Origin of the sequence: Pseudomonas sp. zjy_15, from assembly GCF_043101865.1 — a bacterium.
Classification (GTDB): Bacteria; Pseudomonadota; Gammaproteobacteria; order Pseudomonadales; family Pseudomonadaceae; genus Aquipseudomonas; species Aquipseudomonas putida_Y.
The window spans coordinates 14,863-32,382 of the sequence record NZ_JBICII010000129.1; the positions used below are offsets into that span (position 1 = coordinate 14,863).

Annotated in this window: 17 protein-coding genes; 15 read left to right on the forward strand and 2 right to left on the reverse strand. The window is 63.7% G+C overall.

The window, feature by feature from the left end; all coding sequences use genetic code 11:
* Positions 1-86: 86 nt before the first annotated feature.
* The 14 genes from ACF8EF_RS24255 (at position 87) to ACF8EF_RS24320 (ending at position 14,595) form a co-directional block, all read left to right on the forward strand.
* Complete coding sequence (locus ACF8EF_RS24255) at positions 87-524, forward strand: NfeD family protein (protein ID WP_392461732.1); 438 nt, start codon at positions 87-89, stop codon at positions 522-524.
* A gap of 26 nt (positions 525-550) precedes the next feature.
* A complete protein-coding gene (locus ACF8EF_RS24260) occupies positions 551-1,405 on the forward strand; it encodes an SPFH domain-containing protein (RefSeq protein ID WP_176683185.1) in 855 nt (284 codons plus the stop codon).
* A 218-nt stretch (positions 1,406-1,623) separates the two neighbouring features.
* Positions 1,624-2,013 carry a DUF2946 domain-containing protein gene (locus tag ACF8EF_RS24265; RefSeq protein WP_176683184.1) on the forward strand — a complete coding sequence of 130 codons (390 nt, stop codon included), beginning with the start codon at positions 1,624-1,626 and terminating at the stop codon, positions 2,011-2,013.
* A gap of 47 nt (positions 2,014-2,060) precedes the next feature.
* Positions 2,061-2,546, forward strand: coding sequence for a copper chaperone PCu(A)C (locus ACF8EF_RS24270; protein ID WP_392461734.1), 486 nt, complete (start codon positions 2,061-2,063; stop codon positions 2,544-2,546).
* A 22-nt stretch (positions 2,547-2,568) separates the two neighbouring features.
* Positions 2,569-3,000, forward strand: coding sequence for a DUF2946 domain-containing protein (locus ACF8EF_RS24275; RefSeq protein WP_176683182.1), 432 nt, complete (start codon positions 2,569-2,571; stop codon positions 2,998-3,000).
* Positions 3,001-3,066: 66 nt separating this feature from the next.
* Complete coding sequence (locus ACF8EF_RS24280; protein ID WP_176683181.1) at positions 3,067-5,133, forward strand: TonB-dependent copper receptor; 2,067 nt, start codon at positions 3,067-3,069, stop codon at positions 5,131-5,133.
* 55 nt (positions 5,134-5,188) lie between these two features.
* Entirely contained in the window at positions 5,189-6,556 is a 1,368-nt protein-coding gene (locus ACF8EF_RS24285; protein WP_392461736.1) for a PepSY-associated TM helix domain-containing protein, read from the forward strand.
* Between the two features lie 220 nt (positions 6,557-6,776).
* Positions 6,777-8,183 (forward strand): D-serine/D-alanine/glycine transporter, encoded by a 1,407-nt coding sequence (gene cycA, locus ACF8EF_RS24290; RefSeq protein ID WP_176683179.1) that lies wholly within the window; start codon positions 6,777-6,779, stop codon positions 8,181-8,183.
* A gap of 186 nt (positions 8,184-8,369) precedes the next feature.
* A complete protein-coding gene (gene urtA, locus ACF8EF_RS24295; RefSeq protein ID WP_003249642.1) occupies positions 8,370-9,635 on the forward strand; it encodes an urea ABC transporter substrate-binding protein in 1,266 nt (421 codons plus the stop codon).
* 140 nt (positions 9,636-9,775) lie between these two features.
* Positions 9,776-11,263: an urea ABC transporter permease subunit UrtB gene (gene urtB, locus ACF8EF_RS24300; protein WP_176683178.1), complete on the forward strand. Its 1,488-nt coding sequence runs from the start codon at positions 9,776-9,778 to the stop codon at positions 11,261-11,263.
* Complete coding sequence (gene urtC / locus ACF8EF_RS24305; RefSeq protein ID WP_392461254.1) at positions 11,263-12,342, forward strand: urea ABC transporter permease subunit UrtC; 1,080 nt, start codon at positions 11,263-11,265, stop codon at positions 12,340-12,342. Before urtB ends, urtC begins: the two co-directional genes overlap by 1 nt.
* Entirely contained in the window at positions 12,339-13,196 is an 858-nt protein-coding gene (urtD, locus tag ACF8EF_RS24310; protein ID WP_144180699.1) for an urea ABC transporter ATP-binding protein UrtD, read from the forward strand. The genes urtC and urtD overlap by 4 nt, the downstream gene beginning before the upstream one ends.
* A 153-nt stretch (positions 13,197-13,349) precedes the next feature.
* Complete coding sequence (gene urtE, locus ACF8EF_RS24315; protein WP_003249634.1) at positions 13,350-14,048, forward strand: urea ABC transporter ATP-binding subunit UrtE; 699 nt, start codon at positions 13,350-13,352, stop codon at positions 14,046-14,048.
* 31 nt (positions 14,049-14,079) lie between these two features.
* On the forward strand, positions 14,080-14,595 hold the full coding sequence (locus ACF8EF_RS24320) for a GNAT family N-acetyltransferase (RefSeq protein ID WP_176683175.1): 516 nt from the start codon (positions 14,080-14,082) through the stop codon (positions 14,593-14,595).
* A gap of 138 nt (positions 14,596-14,733) precedes the next feature.
* On the opposite strand, the gene ACF8EF_RS24325 is transcribed toward ACF8EF_RS24320, so the two are convergent.
* Both ACF8EF_RS24325 and cbpA read right to left on the reverse strand, forming a co-directional pair.
* On the reverse strand, positions 14,734-15,039 hold the full coding sequence (locus ACF8EF_RS24325) for a chaperone modulator CbpM (RefSeq protein ID WP_021784432.1): 306 nt from the start codon (positions 15,037-15,039) through the stop codon (positions 14,734-14,736).
* Positions 15,040-15,041: 2 nt separating this feature from the next.
* Entirely contained in the window at positions 15,042-16,001 is a 960-nt protein-coding gene (cbpA, locus tag ACF8EF_RS24330; protein WP_019437188.1) for a curved DNA-binding protein, read from the reverse strand.
* Positions 16,002-16,165: 164 nt separating this feature from the next.
* On the opposite strand from cbpA, the gene ACF8EF_RS24335 reads away from it, so the two are divergent.
* Positions 16,166-17,437, forward strand: coding sequence for an Hsp70 family protein (locus ACF8EF_RS24335; protein ID WP_392461255.1), 1,272 nt, complete (start codon positions 16,166-16,168; stop codon positions 17,435-17,437).
* The last annotated feature ends 83 nt before the right edge of the window (positions 17,438-17,520 follow it).

The window sequence follows — 17,520 nt, forward strand, 5'->3', positions numbered from 1 at the left end:
CAGACTTTTCTTCCAACTAACCAAGTGGCCTGTTGCAGCCCTGCTGCCTTAAACTCAACGCCCCTCCCCCGGAAGGTTTCACCCATATGGAAATGCAATGGTGGATCTGGCTGGTCTTCGGCATCGCGCTGATCCTGCTTGAACTGGTCCTGCCAACGTTCTTCATACTCTGGTTCGGCATCGGCGCCGTGCTGGTCTCGCTTATCTCGCTAGCCGCACCCAGCCTGCAACTGGACATGCAGGTCCTGCTGTGGGTACTGCTGTCGTCGGCCACCACTGTGCTGTGGTTCAAAGTGTTCCGGCGCAAGCAGCCGGATGTGCGCTGGACCGCCGACAGCGTGATCGGCGAAGTGGGCCTGCTGACCGCTGCCGTGTCGGAGTTTCAGAAGGGCCGCGTACGCTTCCAGAAGCCGATCCTCGGCAACGAAGAGTGGACCTGTATCGCCGATAGCCAGATCGCCGTCGGTGAGCGCGTACGCCTGACCGCCATCGAGGGGAACACCGCCCGCGTTATCCGGGCCTGAATCCGCATTAAAAGGAATTTTGCAGCATGACCAGCCTCATCGTCGTCGGCGCCATCGCCCTGTTCGTCCTGATCACCGTGTTCAAGGGGGTGCGCATCGTGCCCCAGGGCGAGGAGTGGATCGTCGAACGCCTGGGCCGCTACAACAGCACCCTCAAGCCGGGCCTCAACATTGTCATCCCCTACATGGACGTGGTCGCCTACCGCCTGCCGACCAAGGACATCATCCTCGATGTGCAGCAGCAGGAAATCATCACCAAGGACAACGCGGTAATCGTCGCCAACGCCCTGTGTTTCGCCAAGGTAGTCGACCCGCAGAAAGCCTCGTATGGCGTGCAGGACTTCTCCTTCGCCGTCACCAGCCTGACCATGACCTCGCTGCGCGCCATCGTCGGTGCAATGGACCTCGACGAGGCGCTGTCCAGCCGCGAGCAGATCAAGGCCCGCCTGCGCGATGCAATGTCCGAGCAGACCGAAGACTGGGGCGTGACCGTGCGCTCGGTGGAAATTCAAGACATCAAACCGTCGGAAAACATGCAACTGGCCATGGAACGCCAGGCTGCGGCCGAGCGTGAGCGCAAGGCCGACGTCACCCGTGCCGAAGGGGCCAAGCAGGCGGCAATCCTCGAAGCAGAAGCGCGCCTGCAGGCGGCCAGGCTGGATGCCGAGGCACAGATCAGCCTGGCCGAGGCCTCGGCGCGGGCGATTTCGCTGGTGAAAGAAGCAGTGGGCAACGAGACCGTACCGGCCATGTACCTGTTGGGCGAACGCTATGTGGGCGCGATGGAGAACCTGGCGGGCAGCAGCAATGCCAAGGTGGTGGTGTTGCCGGCTGACCTGCAAGAAACCGTGCGCGGGTTGATGGGCCGCAACAAGGTTTGAGAGTGTCGGGGGCGCTTTGCGCCCCTATCGCGACACAAGGCCCCACAGGACAGCGCAGTATTCGAGGCTGCCGCAATTCTGTGGGAGCGGCCTTGTGTCGCGATGGGCTGCACAGCAGCCCCCATTACGAGACCACCTGCGTCACTTCACCGCACCCCGGCATTTTTACCTATACTCCGCCGTACAATAGCCACCACGATTCCTGACCGGATCTCTCCATGCCCCCACGTCGGCACATTGCCTGGATAGCCTGCCTTGCAGTGCTGTTCAACCTGCTGGCCATGCCGCTGTCCTCTGCTGCGCCCAAGGGCCTGGCCGAGCAGCTGCTGTGGGGGGCTTTCTGTTCCAGCATGGCCAACAAGGGCAACGTCGACGTACAGGCCCTGGCCAAGATCGACCTCGGCCCGCAAAGCGACGACAGCGCCGGCATGATGAACTGCTGGTGCTGCTCCGGTGCCGTGCCGCTGCTGGCCCTGCCCGGCTACCCGCCACAGTTGCACAACCCGCCGACACTGCTCGGCGGGCTGCTGCCGCCACCTGCCAAGTACCAGCCTACGCCGCGCCAGCTCTGGCCTGGGCTAAACCCTCGTGCCTCTCCGCTAGCCTGAGTTCATCACGCTGTCTGCCTGAACCAGAACGGAAACGGAGATTCACCATGCTCAAGCACGCCCTCGTCATGGCCGCCCTGCTGCTGCCTGGCGCCTTTGCCAATGCCCACGAATACCGCGTGGGTGACCTGCATATTGCCCACCCGTGGTCGCTGCAACTGCCACCCAACGCGCCTAACGTCGCCGCATATTTCGTGGTGCACAACAATGGCCAGGCCGATGACCGCCTGCTCAGCGTCGACAGCCCCATCAGCGATGACGCGCAACTGCATGAGCATGCCATGAGCGCCAGCGGCGCCATGAAGATGCAACAGGTGCCCAGCGTGGTAGTGCCTGCCGGCAAGGACCTGACCTTTGCCCCCGGCGCGTACCACGTGATGCTGATGCAGCCCAAGGAGCGCAGCCTGCTCAGCGACGGCAAGCGCTTCCCGTTGACCCTGCACTTCGAAAAGGCCGGCGATATCACCGTCGAAGTGGCCGTGCAGAAGCAGGCGCCAGCGGACCAGTCGCAAACCCACGAACACGCACACTGACACCTGCTGACAGGCACTCGCCATGAGTCTGCCGCGCAGCCGCATCAGCCGTACCACCCGCCCTGAATTCAGGCGCGCCGGTGGCGGATGGCTGAGCCTGTTCGCCATGTGGATGATCTTCATCGGACCGCTGATTTCCCAGTCGATGCCGATGGACCACCACGCGGGCATGAACATGCCGATGGACATGCCGATGGCGGCTGCCCATCAGCATGGCGGTGACACCCATCACGGCCACGGTGGCGATGGCCAGCTGCATGTGATGTGGGAAAAGTGCGGTTACTGCAGCCTGTTGTTCAACTGCCCGGCCCTGCCCCAGGCCCTCAGCCCGCTCAGCGCCGGCAGCATCGTCCCCACCAGCCACCTGCTTGCGCCAACGCACCAGGGCCATGCCCGGCAGGCTGTATTCCCAGGTGCGCGCAGCCGCGCCCCGCCTTCTTCGATCAACGTCTGAAACCACATTTTGCGCACGAAGCCAGGAGGCTTCGCGCTAACTCATGACTGATCGACTGGAATCACTATGTCCGGCTGCACCCCTGTTTTTGCCTTGTCCCTGCGCGGGACCATCGCCGCCCTGTGCGGCTCGCTGCTCGCACCCATGGCCCTGGCCGCCGACCCTGGCCATGAAGGCCATGTGCACGATGCTCCCGAACTGAGCCCGACGGTGATCACCGCCGTGGCCCCGAGTTCGCCGCTGACCGTGGTCACCAACCCGAAAGACCCGCGCCAGCCAGTGCCGGCCAGCGACGGGGCCGACTACCTGAAGACCATCCCCGGCTTCTCGGCAATCCGTGCCGGCGGTACCAACGGCGACCCGGTACTGCGCGGCATGTTCGGCTCGCGTCTGAACATCCTCACCAACGGAGGCATGATGCTTGGGGCCTGCCCCAATCGCATGGACGCGCCCACGTCCTATATTTCGCCAGAAACCTACGACCGCCTGACCGTGATCAAAGGCCCGCAGAGCGTTATCTGGGGCCCCGGCGGCTCGGCAGGCACCATCCTCTTCGAGCGCGAACCGGAGAAATTCGGCACCCTCGGCAGCCGCGTCAACGCAAGCCTGCTGGCCGGCTCCAACGGCCGCTTCGACAAGGTGCTGGATGCCGCGGCCGGCAACAGTCAGGGCTATGCCCGCTTCGTCGGCAACCAGTCACGTTCGGATGACTACCACGACGGCAACAACGACACCGTGCCGTCGCGCTGGGACAAGTGGAACGGCGATGTCGCCCTCGGCTGGACACCCGACCAGGACACCTTGCTGGAGCTGACTGCCGGCAAGGGTGATGGCGAAGCCCGCTACGCCGGGCGCGGCATGGACGGCTCGCAGTTCAAGCGCGAAAGCCTGGGCCTGCGCTTTGAGAAGTCCAACCTCGGCGAGGTGCTCGACAAGGTCGAGGCGCAGGTCTACTACAACTACGCCGACCATGTGATGGACAACTACAGCCTGCGCACGCCGTCGGGTAGCGGCATGATGGGCATGCCGATGGTCAGCAACGTCGACCGCCGCACCATGGGCGCACGCATCAAAGCCACCTGGCGCTGGGCCGACGTGCAGTTGATCAGCGGGATCGACGCGCAAACCAACGAACATCGCCAGCGTGGCGGTATGGGTGTGGACGCACACAGGGGCCAGGCCTGGACCAAGGACGCCGACTTCCACAACTACGGCGCCTTCAGCGAACTGACCTGGTACGTCAGCGGAGAGGACCGCTTGATTACCGGCGCCCGCCTGGACCGCGCCTCGGCGCGCGATTTCCGCAAAACCAGCGCCACCGAAGGCGACACCCGCGCCGATACCCTGCCAAGCGGCTTCATCCGTTACGAGCACGACCTGGCAGCCATCCCGGCCACCACCTACATCGGCCTCGGCCATGCCCAGCGCTTCCCCGACTACTGGGAGCTGTTCTCACCCAAGCTGGCACCACCCGGCTCGGCCAATGCCTTCGACGGCATCAAGCCAGAGAAAACCACCCAGCTCGACTTCGGCATCCAGTACCGCACTGAACGCCTGGAGGCCTGGGCTTCGGGCTATGTCGGGCAGATTCGCGACTACATCCTGTTCGACTACCGCACAGGCATGATGGGCATGAGCACCTCGCAGGCGCAGAACATCGACGCCCGCATCATGGGTGGCGAACTGGGCGCCGCCTACCAGCTGACTGAAAACTGGAAGGCCGACGCCACGCTTGCCTACGCTTGGGGCAAGAACAGCAGCGATGGCAAAGCGCTACCTCAAATGCCTCCCCTGGAAAGCCGCATGGGCCTGACGTACAGCCGCGATGTGTGGAGCGTCGGCGCACTGTGGCGGCTGGTGGCGGCGCAAAACCGCATTGCCGAAAACCAAGGGAACGTCGTTGGCAAGGACTACGACAAGAGCGCCGGCTTCGGCGTGTTCTCCCTGAACGGCGCCTACAAGGTGAACAACAACCTCAAGCTCAGCGCAGGGGTCGACAACCTGTTCGACAAAACCTACGCCGAGCACCTGAACCTGGCCGGGAACGCCGGGTTTGGCTACCCGGCTACAGATCCACAGCCGGTCAACGAGCCAGGCAGGACCTTCTGGACCAAGGTCGACTTCAGCTTCTGACAACAACGGGCGCAGCTTCGGTTGCGCCCTTCAGCTGGTCAAAAAGGAGGTTCCCATGAGAGGAACACGCGTCTCGTTCTATAACCTGGCCTGGCGTTGGCATTTCTATGCGGGGCTGTTCGTGGCCCCGTTCATGATCCTGCTGGCGATCACCGGGATCATCTACCTGTTCAAGCCCCAGCTCGACCCGCTGCTGTACCGCGACCTGATGGTGGTCGAGGCCGGTCACCACCGCCAGGGCGCAGACATGATGCTGGCTGAAGTGCGCCAGGCCTACCCCAAGGGCCACATCAGCCAGTACCTGCCGCCACTGAACGCAGAGCGTAGTGCGCAGTTCGTGGTGCAAAACAGCGGGCGTGAACTGAACGTGTTCGTCGACCCATACAGCGGCAAGGTCCTCGGTGAACAGGACGGCAAGCAGAACCTGCAGGCCATCGCCCGCGCCCTGCATGGCGAACTGATGGTCGGCACGGTCGGCGACCGGCTGGTGGAACTGGCGGCGGGCTGGGGCATCGTGCTGGTGGTATCAGGCCTGTACCTGTGGTGGCCGCGCGGGCGCAATGGCGCCGGCGTGCTTTGGCCGCGGCTGTCGGCACGCGGCCGGCTGCTGTGGCGTGACCTGCACGCGGTAACCGGCTTCTGGGGTTCGGCCTTGGTGTTGTTGATGCTGCTCAGCGGCATGACCTGGACCGGCCTGTGGGGCAAGCAGTACGCTGATTTGTGGAACCGCTTCCCGGCAGCCATGTGGAACGACGTGCCCAAGTCGGACCAGCAGGCGCGTGAGCTGAACAGCGCGCACCGCCAGACCGTGCCCTGGGCCATGGAAAACACGCCGATGCCGCAGTCCGGTGCACACGCCGAGCACGCCGGGCACCACATGATGTCGGACATGCCCGCGGCGCCCCTGGTGAGCTTGCAGCAAGTCGAAGACATTGCCACTTCGCGTCAAGTCGAGCCGGGCTACAGCATTACCCTGCCCACCACTGCCGACGGGGTGTTCACCATTGCCGTGTTCGCCGACGACCCGCGCAACGACGCCACCCTGCATGTCGACCAATACACCGGCAAGGTTCTGGCCGATGTGCGCTGGCAAGACTACAGCCCGGTTGCCCGCGCCACCGAGCTGGGCGTGATGCTGCACGAAGGCAAGATGTTCGGGGCGCTGAACCAGATCATCATCCTGCTGGTGTGCCTGATGATCCTGCTGGGTTCGGTGAGCGGGCTGGTGATGTGGTGGAAGCGCCGGCCTGAAGGCGGCCTGGGCGTACCGCCTTTGCGTCATGACCTGCCACGCTGGAAGGCGGCGGTGGCAGTGATGCTGGTGCTGGGGGTGATGTTCCCGCTGGTGGGGGTGTCGATGGTGGTGATGTGGGGGGTGGATAGTTTGGTGGTGAGGCGCCGCCGGGTCTTGGCCAGCGCTTGAGCCTTGTGTTGCCTGTGCTGGCCTCTTCGCGGGTAAACCCGCTCCTACAGGGGACCGCGTTGCCTCGTAGGAGCGGGTTTACCCGCGAAGAGGCCGGTACAGGCGAAATGCTGAGCCGCAAATGTAGAGTCGATCTGTCGCGCCCCGAACTGGAACGCGCGTGTTAGCCTAGCCGGCTACCTCTGACAAGCAGACTGGCCTCTACAAGGGAATGCCGCCTATGACGCAAACCTCACCAACTCCACCCGATGAACAGCACCTGCAACGCAACCTGACCAACCGCCACATCCAGCTGATCGCCATCGGCGGCGCGATCGGTACCGGCCTGTTCATGGGCTCGGGCAAGACCATCAGCCTGGCCGGGCCATCGATCATCTTCGTCTACATGATTATCGGCTTCATGCTGTTCTTCGTCATGCGCGCCATGGGCGAACTGCTGCTGTCGAACCTGAACTACAAATCGTTCATCGACTTCTCTGCCGACCTGCTCGGCCCTTGGGCCGGCTACTTTACCGGCTGGACCTACTGGTTCTGCTGGGTGGTCACCGGCATCGCCGACGTGGTCGCGATCGCCGCCTACACGCAGTTCTGGTTCCCCGACCTGCCGCAGTGGATACCGGCGCTGACCTGCGTAGGGCTGCTGCTGTCGCTGAACCTGGTGACCGTAAAAATGTTCGGCGAACTGGAGTTCTGGTTCGCCCTGGTCAAGATCGTGGCCATCCTCGGCCTGGTCGCCACCGGCCTGTACATGGTCATCACCGGCTTCACCTCGCCCAGCGGGCGCACCGCCCAGCTGGCCAACCTGTGGAATGACGGCGGCATGTTCCCCCATGGCCTGATGGGCTTCTTCGCCGGTTTCCAGATCGCCGTGTTCGCCTTCGTCGGCATCGAGCTGGTGGGTACCACCGCCGCCGAAGCGAAGAACCCGGAACGCACCCTGCCGCGAGCGATCAACTCGATTCCGATCCGTATCATCGTGTTCTATGTGCTGGCGCTGATCGCGATCATGGCCGTAACCCCGTGGCGCGACGTGGTGCCAGGCAAAAGCCCGTTCGTTGAGTTGTTCGTGCTGGCAGGCCTGCCGGCGGCGGCGAGCATCATCAACTTCGTGGTGCTGACCTCGGCGGCCTCGTCGGCCAACAGCGGCGTGTTCTCCACCAGCCGCATGCTGTACGGCCTGTCGCAGGAAGGTGATGCGCCCAAGGCCTTCGAACAACTGTCGAGCCGTTCGGTACCGGCCAACGGCCTGTACTTCTCGTGCACCTGCCTGCTGCTTGGTGCGGTGCTGATCTACCTGGTGCCGAACGTGGTCGAGGCATTCACCCTGGTCACCACCGTGTCGGCGGTACTGTTCATGTTCGTGTGGACGCTGATCCTGCTGTCATACCTGAAGTACCGCAAGAACCGCGCGGCGCTGCACCAGGCCTCGAACTACAAGATGCCGGGCGGGCGCTTCATGTGCTACGTGTGCCTGTCGTTCTTTGCGTTCATCCTGGTGTTGCTGAGCCTGGAGGCAGATACACGTTCAGCGCTGGTGGTGACGCCGATCTGGTTTGTATTGCTGGCGGTGACCTACCAGCTCGTACGCAGCAGGCGCCATCCCCGCACGGCTGTGCATAACGGCTGATGGCCTCGGGGCTGCGTCGCAGCCCCAATCCTGTGCACACAATTCCATCAGGCACCAACCTGGATCCAACCAACGCCCCAACACCTCGCACAGCCCCTCTAAACCGTACCTTTCGCCACTAGGCACACCCCTTGCAACGCCCTCCCCGCTTGCCCAACACCATAAAAAACTCAGCGGAGAGAGCACATGAAGCGTCGCAGTCTGATCAAGGCCCTTACCCTCAGCGCATCGATTGCGGCGATGGGCCTGAGCTGGAGTATCCAGGCCGCCGAGACCATCAAGGTCGGTATCCTGCATTCGCTTTCCGGGACCATGGCCATTTCCGAGACGTCGCTCAAGGACATGGCGCTGATGACCATCGAGCAGATCAACGCCAAGGGTGGCGTGAACGGCAAGATGCTGGAACCGGTGGTGGTCGACCCGGCGTCCAACTGGCCGCTGTTCGCTGAAAAAAGCCGCCAACTGCTGACCCAGGACAAAGTGGCCGTGGTGTTCGGCTGCTGGACCTCCGTGTCGCGCAAGTCTGTCCTGCCGGTGTTCGAAGAACTCAACGGCCTGCTGTTCTACCCGGTGCAGTACGAGGGCGAAGAAATGTCGCCGAACGTGTTCTACACGGGCGCCGCCCCGAACCAGCAGGCCATCCCGGCCGTGGAATACCTGATGAGCGAGGACGGCGGCAGCGCCAAGCGCTTCTTCCTGTTGGGCACCGACTACGTCTACCCGCGCACCACCAACAAGATCCTGCGCGCATTCCTGCACAGCAAAGGCGTGGCCGACAAGGACATCGAAGAGGTGTACACGCCGTTTGGCCACGCTGATTACCAGACCATTGTCGCCAGCATCAAAAAGTTCTCCGCCGGCGGCAAGACCGCGGTCATATCCACAGTCAATGGTGACTCCAACGTGCCGTTCTACAAGGAACTGGCCAACCAGGGCCTGAAGGCCACCGACGTGCCGGTGGTGGCCTTCTCGGTGGGCGAGGAGGAACTGCGCGGCATCGACACCAAACCGCTGGTGGGCCACCTGGCGGCATGGAACTACTTCGAATCGGTGGATAACCCGGTCAACCAGAAATTTGTCGCCGACTGGAAGGCCTACGCCAAGGCCAAGGGCCTGCCGGGTGCCGACAAGGCCGTGACCAACGACCCCATGGAAGCCACCTACGTAGGCATCCACATGTGGGCGCAAGCGGTGGAAAAAGCCAAGTCCACCGACGTCGACAAGGTGCGTGAAGCGCTTGCCGGGCAGAGCTTCGAGGCACCGTCGGGCTTCACCCTGACCATGGACAAGACCAACCACCACCTGCACAAGCCGGTGATGATCGGCGAGATTCAGGATGACGGGCAGTTCAGCGTGGTGTGGGAAACCGAGCAGCCACTGCGGGCGCAGCCATGGAGCCCGTTCATTCCGGGCAATGACAAGCGGCCAGATTACGCCGTGAAAGGTAACTGAGTGCATGGGGCTGCTTTGCAGCCCATTCGCGGGTGAACCCGCTCCTACAAGGAAGGCGCAGGTTTCAAACCTTGCACCGTCTCTGTGTAGGAGCGGGTTCACCCGCGAAGAATCCAACACCGATTTCCAGGATTGCCCGCATGCTCAGACTCCTGCTCACCCTCCTGCTACTAATCCCCCTGGCAACCCACGCCAGCGAGGGCGAATTCTTTCTCACCGCCAAGCCCGCCGAGCAGGTCCGCCTGCTCGAAGGCTGGGCGGCGCAACCCGATGCCGCGCGCCTGCCGCTACTGGAAAACCTGCGCCAAGGCCGCATCGCCACCGATGACACGCGCAAGGTACGCCTGAACAACCGCCTGCGCGGCCTGATCAACAACGCCCTGGCTAGCCATCAGCTGCTCAGCGACGACAGCGACACCCGCCTGGCCGCCGCACAACAACTGCAAAAAACCGCAAAACCCGCGCAAATGGCCTTCCTTGACCGGCGCTTCGCCAGCGAGCCGGACGCCGCCGTGCAGGCCGCCCTCGGCCTGGCACTGGCCAACCTGCAACTGGGCGCCAGCGAGCCTGCGGTACGCCTGGCCGCCGTGCGCCTGCTGGGTGAAACCGGCGACCCGCTGGCCCGCACCCGCCTCGAAGCCCTGCTGCAGCCCGATGCAGAACGCGACCCGGGCGTGCGTACAGCCGCCGAGACGAGCCTGGCCCAGGTCAAACGCAAACTGCTGGTCGGCGAACTGCTCGGCCAGGCCTTCAGCGGCCTGTCGCTGGGTTCGGTCCTGCTGCTGGCAGCGCTGGGCCTTGCGATCACCTTCGGCCTGCTCGGGGTGATCAACATGGCCCATGGCGAAATGTTGATGCTCGGCGCCTACAGCACCTACATGGTCCAGGTACTGCTGCAGCGCTTCGCCCCAGGCGCCATCGAGTTCTACCCGCTGATTGCACTGCCGGTGGCGTTCGCCGTCAGTGCCGGCGTCGGCATGGCGCTGGAGCGCACGGTGATCCGCCACCTGTACGGCCGCCCACTGGAAACCCTGCTGGCCACCTGGGGCATCAGCCTGATCCTGATCCAGGCCATCCGCCTGCTGTTCGGCGCGCAGAACGTCGAGGTGAGCAACCCGGCCTGGCTGTCCGGTGGCATCCAGCTGCTGCCCAACCTGGTGCTGCCGTACAACCGTCTGGTCATCATCGGCTTCGCCCTGGCCGTGGTGCTGCTCACCTGGCTGCTGCTCAACCGTACCCGGCTGGGCCTGAACGTGCGCGCAGTCACCCAGAACCGCAACATGGCCGCCTGCTGCGGCGTGTCCACTGGGCGCGTCGACATGCTCGCCTTTGGCCTGGGCTCGGGTATCGCCGGGCTCGGCGGCGTGGCCTTGAGCCAGGTGGGCAATGTCGGCCCGGACCTGGGCCAGAGCTACATCATCGACTCGTTCCTGGTGGTGGTGCTCGGCGGCGTCGGGCAGCTGGCCGGTAGCCTCTGGGCCGCGTTCGGCCTGGGCATCGCCAACAAGCTGCTGGAGCCGCAGATCGGTGCCGTGCTCGGCAAGATCCTCATCCTTGCGTTGATCATTCTGTTCATCCAGAAACGCCCGCAAGGCCTGTTCGCCCTCAAGGGACGGGTAATCGACTGATGAACCAGCCACTGCTTGTCACTGCTACGCAAAAGGCCGGCCCGCGCCTGACCCTTGCCATCGGTGCCGTCGTCGTCCTGCTGCTGGTGGCCTTGCCACTGTGCTCACTGCTGCCGGCAGACCACGCCCTGCAGGTGTCGGCCTACACCCTGACCCTGGTCGGCAAGATTCTCTGTTACGCCATCGTCGCCCTGGCCCTGGACCTGGTCTGGGGCTATGCCGGGCTGCTGTCGCTGGGCCATGGCCTGTTCTTCGCCCTGGGCGGCTATGCCATGGGCATGTACCTGATGCGGCAGGCAGCCGGCGACGGCCTGCCCGGGTTCATGGCCTTTCTGTCGTGGACCGAGCTGCCCTGGTACTGGGCCGGGACCCAGCATTTCGCCTGGGCCCTGTGCCTGGTAGTCCTGGCACCCGGACTGCTGGCGCTGGTGTTCGGCTGGTTCGCCTTCCGCTCGCGGATCAAGGGCGTGTACTTCTCGATCATGACCCAGGCCCTGACCTTTGCCGGCATGCTGCTGTTCTTCCGCAACGAAACCGGGTTCGGCGGCAACAACGGTTTCACCAACTTCCGCACCATCCTCGGCTTCGACATTGCAGCCCAGGGTACCCGCGCAGTGTTGTTCCTGCTGACTGTGGCCCTGCTGCTGACCAGCCTGTACCTGTGCTGGCGCCTGACCCGCAGCAAGTTCGGCCGCCTGCTCACCGCCGTGCGTGACGCTGAAAACCGCATGATGTTCTGTGGCTATGACCCGCGCGGCTTCAAGTTGCTGGTGTGGGTACTGAGCGCCGTGCTGTGCGGCCTGGCCGGTGCGCTGTACGTGCCGCAGGTGGGCATCATCAACCCCAGCGAGATGTCGCCGACCAACTCGATCGAAGCCGCCGTCTGGGTAGCCTTGGGCGGACGCGGCACGCTGATCGGCCCGCTGCTCGGTGCAGGCCTGGTCAACGGCATGAAAAGCTGGTTCACCGTGGCCTTCCCCGAGTTCTGGCTGTTCTTCCTCGGCGCACTATTCATCCTCGTCACCCTGTACCTGCCCAAGGGCGTGGTCGGCCTGTTGAAGAAAAGGAGCCAGCCATGAGAGGCGTGCCCCCAGTCCACCCGGAATTCATGCTGGAACCGGTATTCGACAACCTCGGCGCCGGACGCGATGCCATTGGCCTGGGCCACAGCCGCAAGGCCGGCCTCGACACCCGCCACGGTACGGTGCTGAGCCTGGAAGACATCAGCGTCAGCTTCGATGGTTTCAAGGCGCTCAACACGCTGAACCTGTACATCGGGGTGGGCGAGCTGCGCTGTATCATCGGCCCCAACGGCGCCGGCAAGACCACGATGATGGACGTCATCACCGGCAAGACCCGCCCCGACAGCGGCACGGCTTACTTCGGCGATACCCTCGACCTGACCCGCATGAGCGAATACCAGATCGCCCAGGCCGGCATTGGCCGCAAGTTCCAGAAGCCCACGGTGTTCGAGGCGCTGACCGTGTTCGAGAACCTGGAACTGGCGCTGAAGACCGACAAGTCGGTGTGGGCCAGCCTGGCGGCGCGCCTGAGCGGTGACCAGCGCCAGCGCATCGAGGAAGTGCTGACCACCTTGCGCCTGCTGCCGCTTGCCCAGCGTCAGGCCGGCTTGCTGTCCCATGGGCAGAAGCAGTTCCTGGAGATCGGCATGTTGCTGGTGCAGGAGCCGCAACTGCTGCTGCTGGATGAACCGGTGGCCGGCATGACCGATGCCGAGACCGAGTTTACCGCCGAGCTGTTCAAGGGCCTGGCCGGCAAGCATTCGCTGATGGTGGTGGAGCATGACATGGGCTTTGTCGGCAGCATTGCCGACCATGTGACCGTGCTGCACCAGGGGAGCGTGTTGGCGGAAGGTTCGCTGGAGCAGGTGCAGGCAGATGAGCGGGTGGTCGAGGTGTATCTGGGCCGCTGACCGGATTTGAATTTTTGGCGCCTGTACCGGCCTCTTCGCGGGTAAACCCGCTCCTACAGGGGGCGTAATGCCATGGGGCGGTTCCCGTTACAGGAACGGGCTTGCCCGCGAAGAGGCCGGCACAGGCACAGCATCCCTTTCAGGAACTCTCACATGCTCAAGATCGACACACTGCACCAGTACTACGGCGGCAGCCACATCCTGCGTGGCCTGTCCTTCGAAGCCAAGGTCGGCGAAGTGACCTGCCTGCTGGGCCGCAACGGCGTGGGCAAGACCACCTTGCTGCGCTGCCTGATGGGCCTGGTGCCCGCCCGTGACGGCAGTATCGAATGGGAAGGCAAGCCGATCACCGCGTTCAAACCGCAGCAACGGGTGCAGGCCGGCATCGCCTACGTGCCCCAGGGCCGCGAGATCTTCCCGCGCCTCACCGTCGAGGAAAACCTGCTGATGGGCCTGTCGCGCTTCCCCGCCCGTGAAGCCCGCGAGGTACCGGCCTTCATCTACGAACTGTTCCCTGTGCTGGAGCAGATGAAGCAGCGCCGCGGTGGCGACCTGTCTGGCGGCCAGCAGCAACAACTGGCGATCGGCCGCGCCTTGGCCAGCCGCCCGCGCCTGCTGATTCTCGACGAGCCGACCGAAGGCATCCAGCCCTCGGTGATCAAGGAGATCGGCGCGGTCATCCGCCGCCTGGCCGAGCGTGGCGACATGGCGATCTTGCTGGTGGAGCAGTTCTACGACTTTGCCGAAGCGCTGGCTGACCAGTACCTGGTCATGGCCCGCGGCGAAATCATCCAGCGCGGCCGCGGCGAAAACATGCAAGCCGAAGGTGTACGCGGGCTGGTAACCATTTAATCTGCGAGCAACGACCTTGCGAGACGCTGTCATGAGCTACGAAATCCGCGATGCCCTGCCCACCGATGTACCGGGCATACTCGACATCTACAACGACGCGGTGCTCAACACCACGGCGATCTGGAACGAAACCCCGGTAGACCTCGGCAACCGCCAGGCCTGGTTTGAAGCGCGCGCGCAGCAGGGCTACCCGATTCTGGTGGCGGTCGATGAAACCGGCGTGCTGGGGTATGCCTCGTTTGGCGACTGGCGGCCTTTCGAGGGCTTTCGCCTGACCGTTGAGCACTCGGTGTACGTGCGCAGCGACCAGCGTGGCAAAGGGCTCGGGCCGGTGTTGATGGCGGCGCTGGTCGAGCGCGCGCGCGGATGTGGCAAGCATGTGATGGTGGCTGCGATCGAGCGTGGTAATGCAGCGTCGGTGCGCCTGCACGAGCGGCTGGGCTTCGTGGTGACCGGCCAGATGCCGCAGGTGGGGGTAAAGTTTGGCCGCTGGCTGGACCTGACCTTCATGCAGCTGGTGCTGAACCCGGGCGCCGAACCGACCTGAAATGCGGTCCATTGTGGAGCGGCCTTGTGTCGCGAAAGGGCTGCAAAGCAGCCCCGGCAATTTTGCGGTGGAGCAAAGATCTGGGGCTGCTGCACAGCCCATCGCGACACAAGGCCGCTCCCACAGATGCAAGGGAGCCTACATCTGGATAAACCGGCCCAGCCGCTGCTTCAGCATGCTGTTCTCACTGCGCAACTGCTGCACTTCCTGCAACAGCTCCAGCGCCAGCGCCACCCCTTCCCACTCCAGTTCCAGCTCCTGGTGCAGCTTCACCGCTCGTTTGGCCACCAGCGGCGCCTGATCGTCAAACAGCCAGTCCTCCGGCGTTCGCCCGGAAGGTTCGACAATGCCGTGCTCGACAATTTCGATCACGCATTCAGCCGTGACATCGGCTTCCTGACACAGGGTACGCATGTCCAGTTGAACGATCAGGGTGCTGCTCATGGTCACTTACTCCATTGTGTCCTCGGGTTGAACGCAGCTTTCTCGGAAAGCTTGGTCCAGAGTTCGCGGGCAGATTCGTCCGACGCGGGCGGCATGACCACTTTGAGCTGCGCATAAAGGTTGCCGCGCTCTCCCTGCTTGTTCGCCAGGCCCTTGCCCGGTACACGCAGGCGCTGGCCGCTCTGGCTGTCAGGGCGGATGGTCAGGTTGATCTTGCCATCCAGGGTCGGCACCGCCACCTTGGCGCCCAGGGCCGCCTCCCACGGTGCCAACGGCACAGTGATGATCAGGTCATGACCTTCGACATCGAACAGCGGGTGCGGTGCCATGCGGATGGTCAGGAACAGGTCACCGTTGGCTCCGCCACCGCTGCCCGGCGCGCCCTGGCCCTTGAGGCGGATGCGTTCGCCGTCGGTCACCCCGGCCGGAATCCTCACGTTCAAGGTCTTGGTGGTGAAGCCGGTGCGCTGGCCCATGGCATTGGTTTGCGGCACCTGGAAGCTGATCTGCTTGGACTCCTTGCTCAGGGTCTCTTCAAGGAATACTGCCAGTTCAAGCTCCACGTCCTGCCCCCGCCTGCCGGCACTGCGTTGTTGCTGCCGGGCGCCACCGAAGGGGTTGCCACCAGCACTGCGCCCACCGAAGATCGAGCTGAAGAAGTCGGAGAAGTCGCCGCCTTCGAAGCCGCCGCCACCGCCCCGGTTTTCCCAACCCGGTGGTGCCTGGAACGGCCGGCCATGCTGGCCGCCGTACTTGCGAATTTCGTCGAACTCGGCACGTTTCTGCGCGTCGCCCAGCACCTCATAGGCCTCGTTGGCCTCCTTGAATTTTTCCTCGGCGTCGCGCTCCTTGCTGACATCCGGGTGATACTTGCGCGCCAGTTTGCGGTATGCGGCCTTGATCGCCTTGTCATCCGCAGTGGGCTCTACGCCGAGTATCTTGTAATAGTCTTTGAAGTCCATTTATGGATCACCAATGTGAATGTGCATGTTGCAACTGAAGATAGGGGTCAAGCATAGCCTTTCAAGACCGACTTGGGTTTGCCTCAAGGCAGACGACTGGTCTTGATTCTGTAGCCAACTGGCATACACTGCGCGGCCGTTTTGCCTCCGGAAGCCCATTTCCCATGTCTGACGTATCCCCGGCCCGCGCCCTGGGCATCGACTTTGGCACCTCCAACTCCACAGTCGGCTGGCACCGGCCTGGCGTCGAGTCGCTGATTGCCCTGGAAGACGGCAAGATCACCTTGCCCTCGGTGGTGTTCTTCAATATCGAAGAGCGGCGCCCGGTGTATGGCCGCCTGGCGCTGCACGAGTACCTGGAAGGCTACGAAGGCCGCCTGATGCGCTCGCTGAAAAGCCTGCTGGGCTCGAAGCTGATCAAGCACGACACCAGCGTGCTGGGCAGCGCCTTGCCGTTCAAGGACCTGCTGGGCATGTTCATCGGCGAGCTCAAGAAGCGCGCTGAAGCCGCCGCTGGCCGTGAGTTCGACCAGGTAGTGCTGGGCCGCCCGGTGTTCTTCGTCGACGAAGACCCGGCTGCCGACCAGGAGGCCGAGGACACCTTGGCCGAGGTGGCACGCAAGATCGGCTTCAAGGACGTGTCGTTCCAGTACGAGCCGATTGCCGCGGCCTTCGACTATGAGTCGAGCATCAGCCGCGAAGAGCTGGTGCTGATCGTCGACATCGGCGGTGGTACCTCGGACTTCACCCTGATCCGCCTGTCGCCCGAGCGCCACCTGGTCGCCGAGCGCCAAAGTGACATCCTCGCCACCGGCGGTGTGCACATTGGCGGTACCGACTTCGACAAGCAACTGAGCCTTCAGGGCGTAATGCCGTTGTTTGGCTACGGCAGCCGCATGAAGAGCGGTGCGCTGATGCCGACCAGCTACCACCTCAACCTGGCCACCTGGCACACCATCAACGCCTTGTACTCGCAGAAGTCGCAACTGGCGCTGGGCAGCATGCGCTATGACATCGAGGACAGCTTCGGCATCGATCGCCTGTTCAAATTGATCGAACAGCGCGCGGGGCACTGGCTGGCAATGGAAGTGGAAGCCAGCAAGATCGAGCTGACCGAGCACGACAGCCGCCACATCGACCTGCGCCGCGTCGAGCCCGACCTGAAAGCGGAACTGACCCGTACGCTGTTCGAAGAGGCGATCGAAGGCCTGCTGGAGCGCGTGCGCGGCAGCGTCACCGAACTGCTGGCCAAGGCCGGGGTAAGCGAAGGCCAGGTCGATACGGTGTTCTTCACCGGTGGCTCCAGCGGCATTCCAGCGCTGCGTAACAGTGTTTCGGCGATGCTGCCGAATGCGCGGCATGTGGAAGGCAACATCTTTGGCAGCATTGGGAGCGGGCTGGCCATCGAGGCGCGCAAGCGTTACGGCGCGGCCTGATTTGTCGTTTAGCCTGTAGCCGCGAACGGGGTGGGCCTGCTGGCCAATCTCTACCCGCCGTTCACCGTTGCCGCCGCTACCGT